The sequence below is a fragment of the Kitasatospora sp. NPDC004531 genome (assembly GCF_053602195.1).
On sequence record NZ_JBSGDD010000056.1, the window covers coordinates 16320 to 33079 of the forward strand.

A 16760-nucleotide genomic window follows, 5' to 3' on the forward strand; every position below is an offset into this window, starting at 1 on the left:
GCACTCCGCCTGGAAGCACTCCTCACCTTCCACCTCCATTACCCAGGTTGACAACCCCCGGGTTCCCACGGGTGAAGGTGACAGTACGAGTGAGGCTGCCATAGGTCATGAAGGTCGTCGCCCAGCCGAGGACGGCCCACCTTCCGTTGGCGGAGTCGGGGGCACCGGTGGCTATATCGTGCTGGTTCTTGTTGAAGTTGTACTTGTCCTGCTCGTTCACGGTGACCTTCATCTGGACCTTGTCACCCTTCACGGTCACTTCGGCATTGACCCATACGTCGTGGTCGCCGACCGTCTTCTGCCAATTCTCGGTGCTCGGCTCCGCTCCAAAGGCTATCCGGTCGCTCGTGATGTTGAACGTTCCGTCCGCCGTTCCCTCCGAGTAGTAGTCGGCCCAAGCGGCAGTACCGACCATGACCCTGTTGACGAACGACCGAATCTTGTCGTCGTCCTCGTACGCCTTCTCGTAGTCGATCTTCCAGTCGTCGCCCGTGCAGTCGAGGTAGTGGAAATATGCTTCGGTCGCATCGTCCAGATCGCAGATCCAGATCATGGAACAACCGTCGGCGGCGTTGGCCTTGGCGGTCCACCAGGCGTAGCTCGCATAATCGCCTGCAGTCGGCTCGGCAGTCGGGTCGTACTTGTAGTAGTCGTCGTAGCGGTCCTGCTCAAGGTACCTGTCGTTCTTATGACCGACGCGGAAGTTCTTGTAACCCGGCTTCTTCGGCGGCTCGTACTTTTCGTAGTGCTTCTTGACCTCTTCCTTGAGCTGCGTCGGGGTCCCGGCCGAGATACCGGTTTCGGCATCCCACGCCATCAGACCGGTGGGGTCGCTCTTGGCGGTCGGGTTGCTTGCGGCGTAGTTGTAGCCACCGAGCTGCTGAGAGTCCGCAGGATCGAACATGGGATCGAGGCTGATGAAGCGGCCGGTGGTCGGGTCGTACTGACGCGCTCCGAGGATGGTCAGACCGACGGCCGCGGAGGTGGGAGCGTTGAGGAACCCTCGGTTGTCGGGCCAGCTGGCGGCGGTGCCTCGCGGGGCGCCGTAGGGAGTGAACTGACGCCAGGTCGGGGTCTGACAGCTTCGGTCGAGGACCAGGCTGGCAGTGCCGTGAGGGTCGGCGATCTCGAACTGGTAGTTGGTCAGGGCACCAGTGCGGACGACGGTACCGCCACCGGGCAGCGGGAGATAGCGGGTGCCGGTGACAACCCCGGTACCGGTGTTGAGCACGTATTGCTGCCCCGGCAGGTACAGGATCGTGCTACCCGGATCCTTCTGGAGCAGGACTTGACCGTCCGCGTCGTAGACGTAGGTGCTGTCGCCGGCCGTGCCGCCCTTGATGGAGGCGAGACGACCCGCGTCGTCCCAAGTGAGCGTCTGGGTACCGCTCGCCGCAGTGACGCGCTTGGTGGTGTTGCCTGCGGTGTCGTATTCGAGGCTCGTTCCACCGGTGGCCGAGGTCAGGGTGTGGGGCTGGTTCTTTCCGTTGCCGTTGTAGCTGTACGTGGTGGTGGTGTCGGCGCTGCCGGTCGTGGAGTGCTCCACCTGGCTGGTGCGGTTGCCGAGGGCGTCGAAGGACCACTCGGTCCAGTAGGCGCCGCCGGTGATGGCATCGCCGACCTGCGCGTGCGCCGTCTTGGTGGGGGTGGCCGCACAGGAGTCGGTGGCGGTCCACGCCTGGGTGAGGCGGTCGAGCTGGTCGTAGCTGTAGCACTGCGTCTCGGAGGTCGCACCGAGACGGGTGGAGACCTGCCGGGTGATGTTGCCGGCCTGGTCGTAGTCGTAGTGCTGGCGGTCGACGTCACTCGGCGCGACCGTGCTGGTACCGCGCTGGACGAACTGGTCGGTCAAGCGCCCGGTGTGAACGTCGTAGGCGTTGGTGATGACGCCGTAGCTGGTGGGGCTGCCGATCTGAGACTGCGTCACCCGGCTGTACGCGTCGTACGCCGTCTCCTGGGTGTACGTGTAGCTGGCGGCGGCCAGGCCGTTCGGCAGGTCATGGGCGGTCTTGTACGAGTGCATCACGGTCTCGGCCGGCAGGCCGTTCCCGTTGGGGTAGGTATCGGTGTAAGGCAGGCCCGTGTTGGCGGTGTAGGTGTGCGTGAACGCATAGGTCTTGCCGCCGAGTGCGCTGCCTTCGACGTCCGGGATCTTGACCGTCTCGCCGAGGGACGCACCGAAGACGTTGAACCCGGCGGACTGGGTCTCGTAGGCGGCTCCATTGGCGTAGGACGTCGATGTGGTGACGTGACCGATCGGATTGTTCATGCCGACCACGGCATTGTTGTCGTTGTCGTACACCCAGGTGGCGGTCCGGGTCGCGCTCGACTGCGCGGCAACCGTCGAAGCGAAGGCGGCAGTCCTGCGGTTCAGGGCGTCATAGGTGTAACTGACGCTCTTCCCACGCGAGTCGGTGGCCTGGACCAGGTTGCCCACGGAGTCGTACTTCAACGTGCTGACGCCCGCGTCGGGGTCGTTCTTGCCGGTGCCCTGGCCGAGCAGGTTGTAGGTGGTGGTCCAGGTCGAACCGTTCGCGGTGACAGTGTTCTGCTTGCCGTGTCCGTCGAAGCCGTAGGTGATCGCCTGACTGGTGCCGCCGCCCAGTGTGTAGTCGCCGCTGAAGGTGTCGGACGGCGCCGTCACGGTGGGGCGCACGGTGTAGTCGCGGATCTCGACGGTGCGACCGAGCGGATCGGTGAGGCTGGACTTGACGGTGCCGCCAGTGGGCGGGACCACCGTGATGCGATCACCGCCGTAGACGGTGGTCGTACTCTCCTGAACCGTCCCATTCTTCAACGCGTCCAGGCGAACCACACGGCCGAGACCGTCGTAGGTGGTGCGCTCCTGGTCAGGAACCAGTTGGTCCAGGGCGTTTGTGGCAAGCGCCATCGCCGGAAGGTTGTCCGGGTCCCAGAATGCCTTGTTCGACTTGGTGACCCAGCCGTGGGAGTCGAAGAACGACTCGGTGATCAGGCGTCCGCCCTGCGGGGTCGGCGCCTGGGTCTGACGGACGCGGCCGAAGGAGTCGTAGACCGTTGTCGAAGTCAGGTAGTCCAGGGCGTCGTTCAGCTTGTCCGTCGTCGCTCCGGAGAGGCCGGTGTTCGACACCGTGTAGCCGTACTTGAAGTTCGCCGGCTGCGACGTCGGGCGCGACTGTGTCCACACGCCCGTGACTCGGCCGAGCCCGTCGTACTGGCTCGTGGTGGTGACGTTGTTCAGGTCGGTGGCCGAGACGGTCAGACCACGAGCTGGCGCCAGCGTCATCGTGGCGGTTTGGTTCTTGGCGTTGGTGACTTTGGTACCGGTGGTCAGACCGACGCTGTTGAGCGTGTACGTCGTCGTAGCGACGTTGCCGTTCGCGTCCTTGATCACGAGTGGGCGTCCGTACTTGTCGTACGTAGTGCGCGCACCGGTCTGCCAAATGTAGGCGCCTCCGGTGTAGTCGGAGGCGGTCTGCAGCATGGTGACGTTACCGGCGGTGGGCGGGGTGGTTTGCGGAAAGGCGGTTCCGAACTGCGGGTCGTCGTAGAACGTCCGAGTCGCGGACTGCACCTGCGCGGGCCGGTTGACCGTGGCGGGCGCGGTCAGCGTGTTGTAGCCGGCCGGAGCCGAGGCGACACTGCCCTCGATGAAGCCACCGCAGGCCACCGACACCGTTTCCTGTGAGGCCAGCAGGCCCACCAGGTTCAGGGCGGTGTTCGCGGGGGCGTAGGTGTAGGTAGTGCACTGGTCGTAGGCCGGGTCGGCCGGCACGGTGTGCGAGTAGGTCGCCTTGAGCTGCCCGAAGTAGGCGTCCGCTTTGTCCGAGACATAGCTGCGGTTCGTCTCGCTCACCCGCCAGGAGGCGGGCTGGACGGACGTCACAGCCTGACGGCTGTAGCTCTCGGTCTCCTTCACCATCGTGGCCGTGAGGGCGGGCAGGCCGGCACGGTCGCGAGTCGCGGTGGCGGCAGACACCCAGTACGAGGTGATGGCCAGATTGTCGACCGCACCGCCGTCGCCCTTGAACACGGTGCTCTCGAGCACCATGCCCGACAGCGGACCGGTGTCGGGGTGGGCGGCACCCTGGGAGTCGGCCAGGGAGACGGACCGGGTGGAGGTGGGCGACAGCCAGTCGCCGTCCATGCCGCGGTAGTAGCTGGTCTTCTGCTTGGTCCGGCTGTCGGTGAGGCCGTTGCCCACCCGGACGGTCACGTCGGCGTAGCCACGGAACTGCCCCCAGGTCCGGTACTTGGCCTGCACGACCTCGTTGTCGTCGTAGTGCCAGGCCGCGCCACCGCCGTACTCGTAGGAGGTGACCTTGACGGCTGCCTGGCCGGTCTGGTCGGTCTCCCGGACCTCGGTGACGGCGTACTTTCGGAACCAGTCCATGACCGGGGCCGTGTAGAACTGCGGTGTCCAGCTCACGGGGTAGCAGGAGTTGGTGTTGGTGGCGGCATTCGCCGAGGCCACGTAGGCAGCGGTGCACTGGTTCGGCAGGCCGTAGCTGACACCGATCAGCCCGCCGAGTTCGGTGGTGATCGAGGTCAGCCGGTAGCGGTACATCCCGGGGAAGTTGGTGGTGTCCACCCGGTTCTGCATGGTGGTGCCGCCGAAGACCACGGGCGGCAACGGGGGAACCGAGCTCGGTCCACCGGCCGTGGTGTCGCTGCCGGTGCGGGTGATGGAGGCCAGCCACAGGGTCGGCGAGGTGCCGTCTCCCGTGGGCGGCTCGGTCTGCGCCAGGTCGTAGGTGTCGACAGTTTCGTACTTCGATGTCGCCGTCGAGTACTGCTTGGTGACGATCTGCTTTAGACGGACGGTGGAGAAGAACGACGGGGACTGCGAGGTACAGGTCGCACCGCTGTTGCAGACCAGGTCGAACGGCACGTCCGGGTACTGCGTACCGGCGTTCGAGGACGAGATCGGGTCACAGGTGGCAGCCACGCAGCGGGAGCCGGTGAGGAAGTGCACCTGGTTCGGGACGGTGCCGAACGCGCCGTTGTCCAGGAAGCCGTAGTCGATGCGGGACAGGTAGGAGTCACGGACGTACTTGGTGTTCGACGCGCCCTTGTTCTGTCCGTAGAAGTTGGTGTCCTGGGTGTACCAGTAGGACATGGCCTGGCCGCGGACATCCCGGACGTAGTCCAGGTGCCACTTGTAAGCCATGGTGCAGACCGAGGAGTTGAACCCGGCGGCGTTGTAGCACGGGTCGCCCGGGTGCGAGGAGTAGACCGGCGTCGAATCGACCGAGTTGGTGACCGGCTTGCCGGAGCTCCAGCCGGGCAGCTGGTTGCGCCCGAAGTAGTACACCGTGCCGGAGCGGTCGGTGACCGTCCAGTAGTCGGTGTTGTAGGTGCCGGTGCCGTTGTTGGAATCGGTGACGCGGGCGATCACCTCGCCGTTGTCGTTCTGGGGCTTCCAGGTGTTCTTGCCGGAATCCCAGACCAGCGCCGCCGACGAGCCGTTCAGCGACAGGGTCAGGATCGGCCCCGCATAGCACCGGTCGTTGGTCTCGGAGGGGGAAGCGGTACCTTCCGGCTTGTCGGCACAGGAGGTGAAGGTCTGCTCGATGAAGGAGTCCGGGGTCGACCAGCCGTCGCCCACCCAGGACGCCTGCGCCTGGGTGGACGCGGTCTTGCCGTCCACTGAGGCCGAGTCGTAGCTGAGCCCGACACTGGGTGCCAAGGTGGAGGTGGCCCCCGGGGTCTGGACCGGATACCCATAGGTGAACGAGCCACCGGAGCTGCCGCCCGTCCACGAGCCCGACGGCGACAGCGAGGATGCCGCGTAGTTGCCCGCCGGGCTGCCGCCCTGGTCACCGGAGTTGGTGGTGGCGAGGACCTGAATACCTGACGTTCGGGCCGTCGAGGCACCACGAGCGATCGACGGACTCCCGAGTTCCACCTCTGCCGACAGGCTGAACGCCTTGGTGTCCAGCTGGGTCGGAAGTGGGGTCTGCACGCGGCAGGAAGCGATCTCGGGTGTGGTCAGTGCACAGGCCGGGAGGGTGACCAGGCGGAGGCGGGAAGCATAGTTACCGCCGTAGACTTCGGCGAAGGCCGAGTAGTCGACACCAACCCGTACCTTGCCCTCGGTGTCGGCGTCGGAGGACGGGGCGACGGTGAAAACCACCCCGGAAATCCCGAGCGCGGCCGACTTCTGGTGGTCAAGCACCGTCACGCCGATGTCCGACGGCCCGGTATACGGTCCGCTGTCGGGCTCTACGGCCTGCAGCCAGATCGGCGTGCCGTCGGCAGTCTTCCTGGCGCCGTCGGCCTTGCCCGAGGGCGCGGCCAAATGGGCATCGACCTTGGCCGCCTTGGGCCAGGTGGTCCCGTGCGGGGTGAAGGTGCGCCGGGTCTCGCCGACCTGCTGCGCGACCTTGGGCTTGAAGTCCTTGACGCCCTTCACAGCCCCGGCGGACGGCGTACTCGGCTTCCACGGCTGAGGCTGGTCCGCGGCCTGCGCCGGAGCCGTGATCAGTCCGGCGACCAGTGCGGCCGCCGAGATCCTTCCGACCCATCGCCAGGAAGGTCGTTGACGCTCCATCAATTTTCTTTCGGGTATTTCGTCCTGGAGCTTTGCTCTGCGAAGCATGGGCTGGCTCACGCCTTCGTGGTCGGCTGCACGCGGGCAGCACTGATTACCCGGCGTCATGATCATCGCCGGATTCGGCGATGACTATGGCAAGAGCGGCCACCCCTCGTCACGAGCCCCTCCCTGCTCGAAGAATCGTTTTTGCGCACTCTTTACCTCGTGCGCGGATGACATACCTGGGCAAAGTGTCGACAAGTCATCCAATCCGTTGTGACTGATCGTCAGGGCGCTTGGTGCTCAAGGTTTACGCTGTGCGACCCTCCTGCCCGATGTCGGCAGCTGCCGACATCCACCCCGATGAACGAAAGGACAGGGGCCACTCTCGTGCCACCTTCCACCTCAAGACGCGCATTCGCCGCAGCGCTGGGCGCGACACTGACCGCATTGACATTCACCTCAGCGATACCGGCGCAGGCGAGCACCGCGACTTCGCCGCCGCCGTCGCCCTCCGGCCAGGCTGTCGCTCCGCTGACGGCCGATCAGGCGTCCTCGAAGGCCCGGACCTCCGGGAAGGCCGTCGTGGTGCAGGGCTCGACCACGCCGACCGCTCAGTTGACCGCCAACCCGGACGGCAGTTTCACTCTGGAGCAGTCCGTCACCCCGGTGCGCACGTACCGGGACGGCGGTTGGAAGTCGTTGGACGCCACTCTGGTGAAGCGCCCGGACGGTTCGATCGCGCCGAAGGTCAGCAGCAGTGACCTCACGTTGTCCGGTGGCGGCGCGGGCCCGCTGGCGGAGATGAAGAGCGGCAACCGTTCGCTGTCGCTGTCCCTGCCGGCCTCGCTGGTGAAGAACCTGCCGAGCCCTGTGCTGGACGGCCCGACCGCCACCTACAGCCTGCTGGCCGGCATCGACCTGAAGGTCACCGCCGACGCGCAGGGCGGCTTCTCCGAGGTCCTGATCGTCAAGGACGCGGCCGCGGCCGCCAATCCGGCGCTGAAGAAACTCGCCTTCACCACCCGGACCACCGGCGTCGACCTGGGTGTCGACGAGGGCGGCAACATCACGGCCAAGGACAAGCACGGCAAGGTCGCGTTCTCCGCGCCCGCGCCCGTCCGCGGCGTCTGGGACTCGGCGGTCGACGCCTCGGCACCGACCGTCACCGACCCGACGAACGGCAAGGTACTGGACGCCCGCAGCGGCAGCCCGGCCCGCTCCGGGGCCACCGGTCCCGGTGCCGCCGCCCACACCGCGCCGCTGAAGGCCGAATACGCGTCGGGGACCATCACGCTCACCCCCGACCCGGCGCTCCTGTCAGGTCAGGGCACTGTCTGGCCGCTCTATCTGGACCCGACCTTCACGCCCGATCCCCCCAGCCAGGGCGGCTCCGCGCTCGGCTGGACGTACGTCAGCTCCGCGTTCCCGACCACCAGTTACTGGAACACGAAGGACGACACGGGTCTGCGGGTCGGCTACAACAACTGGGAGTCGCCCTACTACGTCGGCCGGACCTTCGCGCGAATGTCGGTGCCCAACAGCATCTACGGCGCACGGATCAGGTCGTCCACGTTCTACGCCACCGAGACCTGGTCGCCGTCCTGCGACGCCAGCGAGGTGGAGCTGTGGCAGACCGACGCCATCTCCTCCTCGACGACCTGGAACAAGCAGCCCGGCTGGACCGCCAAGAGCGCGACCAAGAACGTCGCCAACGGCTACAGCAGCAAGTGCCCCGCCGCCTCGATCGGTTTCGACACCACCTCCGTGATGCAGAACGCGGCCAACGGCAACTGGGGTGACATCACCCTGGGTCTGCGCGCCACCAACGAGTCGGACGGCAACAGCTGGAAGAAGTTCCAGCCCAGCTCGATGCGCATGTCGACGACGTACAACCACGTCCCGAACACCCCCAGCACGCTGACCACTTCGCCGGCCACCTCCTGCACCGCGGCCACCCCGACCGTGGTCGGCAACGGCGACGTGGTGCTGCGGGCAGCGGTGTCCGACCCCGACAACGGCCTCCTCGGCGTCGCCTTCCGACTGGTCAAGACGTCCACCGGAGCCGTCGTGGCGTCGTCCACCGTCGACAACATGACGGCCGACTCGGGAACCACGGCCCAACTCCAGGTCGGCAGGCAGACGTTGGTGAACGCCTCGGGCGGCGCGGCGACGACCTTCTCCTGGAACGTCACCCTCAGCGACGGCATGGACAACAGCGGCACCAGCGCGACCTGCCGGTTCACGTTCGACCCGACGTCTCCGGGCAAGCCGACCGCGGACGTCGGCCCCGGCCCGTTCAAGGTCGGCGACCCGACGCAGGTGAGGATCTCCGCCAACCCGGTGGGAACGGCGCCCGCCAGCTACACCTACCAGCTCAACGGTGCCGCGCCCAGCACGGTCCCCGCCGCGGCCGGCAGTGCGACCGTCACCATCAAGCCGACCCGCGCGCACAACGTGCTGACCGTCACCGCGCTCTCGGCCGGCGGCAACCCCAGCGGTGACAGCGAGGTCGTCGAGCTCAACGCGGTTCCCGCCGCGACCGCTCCGGAGAACGACCTCACCGGCGACGGCCTGCCCGACCTCGTCGCGGTCGGCGGCAAGTCCGCGCTGCCCGCCGGCCTCTGGCTCGCCGGCGGCTCCACCGACAAGTCGCTGAACACCGCCGCCGACAACCTCGGCTCCAAGGGCGTCTCCGGCTCCAACCCGTCCCCGGCGGACTGGACCGGCACCCAGGCCGTCGTCGGCCACTTCCGCTCCGGCGGCGGCTTCAACGACGTCCTGCAGTACAACCCGACCACCGGCGCCGGCACGGTCCTCTACGGCAACGGCGACGGCTCCGCCCTCTCCCCCTACGACAGCAACAACGTCCCCTCCGTCGCCTTCACCTCGCCCGCCACCAGCGCCAAGGCCACCTGGATCGCCAACGCCGGGCAGCTCTACACCATCGCGGCCCAGGGCGAGCCGAACCCGTTCCCCTCGCTGCTGAGCATCCTCGACGGCTCGCTGTACCTGCAGCCGACCACCGCGATGTCCGGCGGCTTCTTCCCCGCCGAGGTCGACCTCTCCGACACCAACCCGACCGGCAGCGGCACCTGGGCCGGCTGGACGATCGTCACCGCGCTCGGCACCGACGGCATGCCGGGGATGTTCGCCCGCTCCGACAACGGCGGCCAGCTGTACTACTACAGCTCGGCGAACCTGCTGGCCATGACCCTCGGCAACACCGCGACCCCGGTCCTGGTCGCCTCCACCGGCTGGACCAAGGCCGCCAAGCCGACCCTGCAGGCTGCGGACATCGACCGCAACGGCACCCTCGACCTCTGGTCGGTGGACGCCAACGGCGCCGCCTCCGCGAACCTGTTCAACGGCACCACGATCAGCGGCCGGCCCGCCCAGACTCTGGTCACCGCCACCCACAGCTGGGCGCTGAACGACAACGCCACCGAGGGCGCGGCCGTCACCACCGCCGCCGACCGCACCGGCACCCTGAACCTCACCGGTCAGGCCGGCGCGACCTGGAGCAGCAAGGACCTGTTCAACCCCGACGTCCACCTCAACGGCACCTCCAGCGGTGTCCTGAGCACCACCGCACCGGCCCTGGACGTGGCGAAGAGCTTCACCGTCTCGGTGTGGGCCAAGCCGGACGCCGAGGGCGGCGTGCTGCTCTCGCAGGACGGCAACAGCACCTCCGGGTTCACGCTCTTCCCCGACAGCACGACCCATCAGTGGACGTTCTGCATGGCGAAGGCCGACAGCGGCTGGTCGTTCGACTGCGTGCACCCCGGCGGCGCCCCCATCCGGACCGGTACCTGGACGCACCTGACCGCGACCTACAACAGCACCACCGGCACGATGGCGCTGTACGTCAACGGCATCGTGGTCGACTCGACCGCCCACACCGCCGTTCCGGGATTCACCAAGGGCTTCCGGGTCGGCGATTTCCTCAACGGCGGCACCCGCCAGGGCTTCTACAAGGGCGCCGTCTCCAACGTCCAGACCTGGGCCGGCACCGCGCTGACGCCCAGCCAGGCAGCCCTGCTGTCCGGCACCCCCGGGTACGTGCTGTTCCCGAGCGACGACACCAACTACCCCAGCGGCACCGCCTGGGCCGCGGGCAACGCCCGGATGCGCTTCGACGGCGGCCGGCTCGTCATCAGCAGCCCCGGCTACGGCACCTGGACGAAGGGGAACAGCGGTCAGGCCAACGCCGTGCTGACCCTGCAGGCCGACGGCAACCTGGTCGCCTACCCGCAGGCGGCCCACACCGACGGCACCGCCCTGTGGGCCAGCGGAACGGACACGACGGGCAACGTCATGTTCTTCCAGCCCGACGGCAACCTGGTCATCTACAAGGCGGACGGCACCGCGATCTGGTCCTCCGGGTCGTTCAACTACGGCCGCCACTCCGCCGGCACCGAATCCGGCGGCGACGGCAAGCTCCGCTGGGGCGACTTCAACGGCGACGGCCTGATGGACGCGATCACCGTCGCCGACAACGGCGCGGTCAGCGTCAAGCTGAACAACGGCGGCGACGGCCACGGCGGCTGGAGCGACCTCGGCCAGGTCGCCGTCGGCATGACCAGCGACCGGGCCAAGGTCCGCTTCGCGGACTGGGACGGCGACGGCAAGGTGGACTACCTGTACTTCACCTCCAACAGCGCGGTCAGCGTCTTCCTGAACCGGGGCGGCGACGTCGTCGGCAACGGCGGCTGGCAGGGCATCGGCCAGATCACCACCGGCAGTGCGGACTACGCGCACGTGCGGTTCGCCGACTGGGACGGCGACGGCAAGGCCGACTACGTCATGTTCAGCGACAGCGGCGCGCTCAGCGTCTACCTGAACCGGGGCGGCGACACCGTCAGCAGCGGCGGCTGGAGCGGTCTCGGCCAGGTCGCGTTGGGCGTCACCAACGACCGCAGCCGCGTCCGGTTCGCGGACATCGACGGCGACGGCAAGGCCGACTACAACATCATCAACCCCGACGCCGCCGTCACCACCTACATCAACCAGGGCGGCGACGGCCACGGCGGCTGGTACCTGCGCCCGAAGATCATCACCGGAACGACCGGCAACCAGAACCTGGTGAACTTCGCCGACATCAACGGCGACAATCAGATGGACTACCTGGTCACCAACGGCGCCACCACGGCACGACTCTCCAACGGCGGCGACGACCTCGCCACCCCCGGCTGGATCGACTGGGGCCAGATCCTCGGCACCGTCTGATCGGCAGAGCGCCATCGCGTAGCAGGAACATCTCCGCCCCGTCCGACAGTCGCCTACTGCGGGACGGGGCGGAGGTGCTTGCGCTCCGGGGCCGTCAGCCCTTGCGCTGGATGCGGTCGCGGTTCGGGCGGGTGTCGTGGTTCAGGCCGTCGTCGACGATGACGATCTTCGGGACGATCCGGGTCTCCGCCTCCGGCTCGGCCTTCGGCGCGGCCTCCGCCGTCGGCGGGGTGGCGGGCTTCGGGGGCAGCGGGTCCTTGGCGAAGCTGGCGGGCTTCGGCGGCGCGGCCGGGGGCTCGACCACGGTCGGGGTGTAGGGCTTGCGCGGGTCGGCGGCCTTGGGCGCGGCGTCGGCGGGCTCGTCCTTGACCCGGCCGAGCACGGCGGTCGGCCGCTCGGCCGGCCCGGTCTGCTCCGCGGCCGGCTTCTCGACCACGGGCTTGGCGGCGGTGGCGGTCGCGGTGGCCGGGCCGGCGGGCGCCTTGCTGAGGTCGGCCTTCTTCGCGGCGCCCGCGGCGGGCTTGTCGTCCTCGTCCTCGATCGCGCCGACGGCGGCGCCGGTGAGCGAGGCCAGGGTGCCCTTGATGTGGTCGAGGTGGGTCTGCACCTTGTCGAGCCGCTTGGTGAAGTCGGCCTGCTCGCGCTCGCTGGCGAGCTTGATCCGGGCGGCCTTCTCCTTGGCGGCGGCGAGCTCGGCGTCGGCCTTGACCTGGGCCTGGGTGTCGAGCCGGCGGGCCTCGGAGAGCATCGCCTCGCGGTGCTTCTCGGCGTCCTTGACCTTGGCCTCGGCGGCGGCGGTGATCTTCGCGACGGCGGCGTCGGCCTCGGCCTCGGCGGCGGCGAACTCCTCGTCGGCCTTGCGGCGGCGCTCGGCGAGGGTGACCTCGGACTGCTCGGAGGCGTCGGCGGCGGCGACCCGGACGCGGGCGGCGTGGCCGGTCGCGGCGTGGACGACGGCGCGGGCCTCGGCGTCGGCCTGGGCGCGGATCCGCTCGGCCTCGGCGCGGCTGCGCTCGTCGGTGCTGCGGGCGAACCGGTCGGCGTCCTCGCGCTGCTTGGCGGCGTACTCCTTGGCGGCCTTGGCGGCGGCCTCGCCGGCCTCGTGGGCGCCGTCCCGGGCGTCCTCGCCGGCGCGCTTGGCCTTGGTGTGGATCGCCTCGGCCTCGTTCTGCGCGATCCGCAGCAGGATCAGGGCCTGCTCGCTGAGTTCGGAGTAGTCGGGGTCGGGGGCGTCCTCGGCGGTCTGCCGGATGTCGGCGAGGCGCTTCTCCATCTCCCGCAGGCCGGAGCCGAGCACGCTGAGGCGCTCCCAGGCCTCGTCCCGTTCGCGGCTGAGCGCGGTGACGGCCGCCTCGACCTGTTCGGGCGCGTAGCCGCGCCGGGAGACGGTGAAGCCGTACTGGGACACGGCGTCGCTCATTCGGCTGTTCTCCTCGTGCTCGCGGGCTGCGCAGCCCCGCCGGGTGCGTGGTTCGGTGGGACGGAGGCTCCGTCCCATTGACCTATTTTGCGCAGATACGAACGCAAACCAAACAGGCCGCCGCCGCGCGGCCGGACGAACCGGCCGCGCGACAGGCCCTAAAGCAGGCCGTCCCACAGCTGTTCGACCAGGACGGCCCACCAGCTTTCGGGAGTGTGCACGGCGGCCGGATCGGCCGCCATCAGCTGGGCCTGGAAGTCGGTGGTCCAGCGGCCGGCCTGCTCGGGCGTGAGGCCGTGCCGCAGGTGCCACATCCGGGCCAGCACGGCCAGGCAGCGGACGAACTCCGGGACGCCGGTGTTGACGAACCGCGGCGGCTCGGCCGGGTTCTCGATGTCCACGGCGACCACCGCGGCGGTGCCGTACTGGACGCACAGCTGCCGGCCGTAGTCGTTGCCGAGCACCAGGTAGCCGCCGAAGTCCGGGCCGGGCGGCAGGCCGCGCTCGGCGGCCAGCTCGGCCAGCGTCGGGATCGGGCGGCCCTCCTGGGCCTGCGCCCAGAAGAACGGCGGGAACTCGCGCGGCAGGCCGACCCACATCAGGGTCTGCGCGACCGCGTCCGGCACGCCCTGCCGGGACACCGCGCGCTGCTCGAACCGGAACATGCCGGGCCCGAACAGCTGGCCCAGTTCGGCGGCCAGCTGCTGCGGCACCAGCGGCGGCAGCGGCGGCACCGAGCCGGGCGGCGGCAGCGGCACCCGGTGGGTGCGGGCGCGCTGCGGCGCGGACACCAGCTGGTGCAGCTGCTCGACGTGCTCGTTCAGCACCGCCATGCCGGCCTGCCGGGCGGCGGTGTCCCGGCCGTACGGGGCGGTGTGGCTGATCCGGGCGTTCGGCCAGGACGCCTTCACCATCCGGGCGCAGTAGCCGCCGGGCAGGTCGCACAGCTCCAGCTCGGTGTGCACCTCCAGCACCTGGTCGGCGGGCACGCCGATCCGGCGCAGCTCCTGCAGCGCCTTCCACTCCGGGTGCGGGGTGCCGGGCTCGGAGGTCATCACCAGGCTGCGCTCGGAGCCGTCGGGCGCCCGGTAGTTGACCACGGCGGTGGTGCCGGGGCCGATGGTCGGCACACCGGGCGGCGGCACCGGCGCGGCGGGCGCGGGGCCGGGGCCGGGCGGGAAACCCGGGCCGGGCGGCGGCACCGGCGCACCGGGGAACGGCTGCGGCGGCATGCCCTGCGGCGGGCCGGGGAACGGCGGCGGGGCCTGGAACGGGGCGCCCTGCTGCGGCCCGGGCGGGAACGGCGGCGTCATCGGGCCACCGGTCGGCGGCAGCTCGATCGCCGGGGCCAGCTGGGTCGCCTGGTACGCGACCGCGGCCGCCTCGGGCGCCGGGGCGGCGGGCGGCGCGGCGGGCGCACCGGCTCCGTCGCCGCGCAGCCCGTCGGGCGCGGGCGGCGGCGGGGCGCCGGGGCCGCCACGGCCGCCGGGGCCCTGCGCGGGGCCGCCGGTGGGCGGCAGCAGCTCGTTCGGCGGGGGCGGCGGGGGCGCGGTCGGACCGGACCGGCCGAGCTGCACGCCCTGCGCGGGGCCGCCGCTCGACGGCAGCAGGTCGTTGGGCGGGGGCGGCGGGGGCGCGGTCGGGCCCGAGCGGCCGAGCGGCACGCCCTGCGGGGGTGTGCCGGGCGCACCGGGGAGCCCCATCAGCCCGGGCGGGCCGTCGGTGGCCAGCATGGTCGGCGCGTAGTCGATCGACGGCGCGTTCGGCGCAACGGGCGTGCCGGGCACCGGAGTCGCCGGCCCGCCGAGCGGGAACGGCGGCGTCGCCCCGACCGGTGGCGGCATCTCCGGCGGCACGGGCACACCCGGGCCGGGGGTGGCCGGGCCGCCCGCCGGGAACGGCTGCGCGCCGGGCACGGGCACGCCGGGCGCCGGGGTCGCCGGACCGCCTGCCGGGAACGGCTGCGCGCCGGGGGCCAGCACCGTCGCGGCCTCCGCCCCGGCCGGCGGGGGCGGCAGCGGCGCACCGGGGATCGGCGTGCCGGTCGGCGTGTAGTAGCTGGGGCCCTCCTCGCCCGGCCCGGCCGCCGACGGCACGGGCGCGGCAACAGGCGCGGGCGCAGCCGACGGCACCGGCGCGGGCGCAGAGACCGGAGCAGGCGCGGGCGCGCCCAGCTGCGCGTTCTCGGCGGCCATCGCGGCCGCACCGGCGTCCTGCAGCCACTGCGGCGGGCTGAGCAGGAAGGACGTCGCCTCGACCGCCCCGCGCACCGGCTTGGCGGCGCCGGCCGGGTTGGCCTCGGCGGGGGTCCCGTACAGCTCCTCGAACTGCCGGACCACCTCGTTGATCGGCAGCGGCGGCCAGAGCATGCTGGCACCGCTGTCGCGGGCGATCACCAGCCGCGGCGAGGTGCCCGTCCCGCCCTCGTGCTCGCTGCCGTCCACCGGCCAGCAGACGTAGCCGAGGTCGAACTCCCGGACCCGCACCTCGCGTTGGAGCGAGCGCGGCACGCCGGCGTTGATCCAGTCCTCGGCGGTCTCCTGCGCCTGCGCGTACGTGGTCACCACGTCTCGTCCCACCCCTGTCGTTCGGTCAGTTCACCGGGACGGCGCGCGCGAAGCCGCCGTCCACCATGAGTTCGGCGACGGTCTCCAGCTCCGGGGGGCTGCCCGCGAGCCGCAGCAGGAAGGCGTCGAAGCTGTCGCCGCAGGGCAGCAGCAGCCGGGCCACCCGCTGCTCCGCAGGCTCGTCCCCGCCCTGGTCGCGGGCGTCGTCGTAGGGCAGGAACCAGACCGAGCCGGTCTGCTCGCCGCGGACCTTGATCGCGAGCAGGCCGCCCTGCTGGTAGGCGATCGCCAGGTAGTCCTTGGTCAGGTGGTCGCGCAGGCACTTGTTGGCGTACACCAGGTCCTGGGTGCCGTACTCCTCGGAGAGGGTCAGGAACGGCTGGTCGACCAGCAGGCCGAGGTCGACGTCCAGCGCGGCGGAGGCCGGGACGCGGCCGCCGGCCAGCTTCAGGAAGTCGCGGTAGACGGGGGGCAGCGGGTGGCCCAGGCGCTGTTCGGCGCGCTGCACCAGGTCCTCGGTGACGGTCAGCGGGTCGCCGCCGTCCTTCGCCAGCGGGAAGTGCACGGGGCGGCGCTCCTGCAACGGGCGGGTGCCGCGCCGGGCGTGGTCGGCGGTGGAGATCGCCAGGCCGCCGTGGTGCCGCAGCAGGGCCTTCACCTCGACCGGGATCAGCTCCATCCGCCGCCAGCCCGCCGGGGCACGGCCGACCACGTGGTGCCACGTCCAGCCGGGCGGGGTGGCGACCGCCGTCTCCAGGTCGGCCCACAGCTCGTGGCCCTGGGTGTACAGCGCGGCGTTCGCCGACACGTAGTCGGTGAGCCGCAGCTCGTCCACGCCGAAGCCCTGCGGCGGGTCGGCGACCTCGGCGGCGGCGACCGCGTACGGCGAGAAGTCCGGGTACCCGTGCTCGTCGACGCGAACGCCCCGGGGGTGCCGCTCGGCCCGGACCGGGTCCGGGAACTGCACCACCTGGCCCGCGTACGCCGCGTTGGGCACGGCGGCGGTGCCGGGCCGACCTGTCGTCATCTG

At 70.3% G+C, this 16760-nt stretch carries 5 protein-coding genes; 1 reads left to right on the plus strand and 4 read right to left on the minus strand.

Annotated features, from left to right (window positions below; all coding sequences use genetic code 11):
- Positions 1-22 precede the first annotated feature (22 nt).
- Positions 23-6646 carry an RHS repeat-associated core domain-containing protein gene (locus ACWEMJ_RS21815; RefSeq protein ID WP_452138749.1) on the minus strand — a complete coding sequence of 2208 codons (6624 nt, stop codon included), beginning with the start codon at positions 6644-6646 and terminating at the stop codon, positions 23-25.
- Between the two features lie 318 nt (positions 6647-6964).
- Between ACWEMJ_RS21815 and ACWEMJ_RS21820 the strand changes: the two genes are divergently transcribed.
- Positions 6965-11743, plus strand: coding sequence for an FG-GAP-like repeat-containing protein (locus tag ACWEMJ_RS21820; RefSeq protein WP_452138750.1), 4779 nt, complete (start codon positions 6965-6967; stop codon positions 11741-11743).
- Between the two features lie 94 nt (positions 11744-11837).
- Here ACWEMJ_RS21820 and ACWEMJ_RS21825 read toward each other — a convergent pair whose 3' ends face one another.
- The 3 genes from ACWEMJ_RS21825 to ACWEMJ_RS21835 form a co-directional block, all read right to left on the minus strand.
- Complete coding sequence (locus ACWEMJ_RS21825; RefSeq protein ID WP_452138751.1) at positions 11838-13163, minus strand: hypothetical protein; 1326 nt, start codon at positions 13161-13163, stop codon at positions 11838-11840.
- A 158-nt stretch (positions 13164-13321) separates the two neighbouring features.
- On the minus strand, positions 13322-15730 hold the full coding sequence (locus tag ACWEMJ_RS21830) for an SUKH-4 family immunity protein (protein WP_452138752.1): 2409 nt from the start codon (positions 15728-15730) through the stop codon (positions 13322-13324).
- A 25-nt stretch (positions 15731-15755) separates the two neighbouring features.
- Entirely contained in the window at positions 15756-16757 is a 1002-nt protein-coding gene (locus ACWEMJ_RS21835) for an SMI1/KNR4 family protein (protein WP_452138753.1), read from the minus strand.
- Positions 16758-16760: the final 3 nt, after the last annotated feature.

Excerpts from the sequence above, each read along its gene's own strand:
- ACWEMJ_RS21815 (WP_452138749.1), bottom strand. The coding sequence starts at position 6,646 with ATGATCATGACGCCGGGTAATCAGTGCTGCCCGCGTGCAGCCGACCAC.
- ACWEMJ_RS21835 (WP_452138753.1), bottom strand. The coding sequence starts at position 16,757 with ATGACGACAGGTCGGCCCGGCACCGCCGCCGTGCCCAACGCGGCGTAC.
- ACWEMJ_RS21825 (WP_452138751.1), bottom strand. The coding sequence starts at position 13,163 with ATGAGCGACGCCGTGTCCCAGTACGGCTTCACCGTCTCCCGGCGCGGC.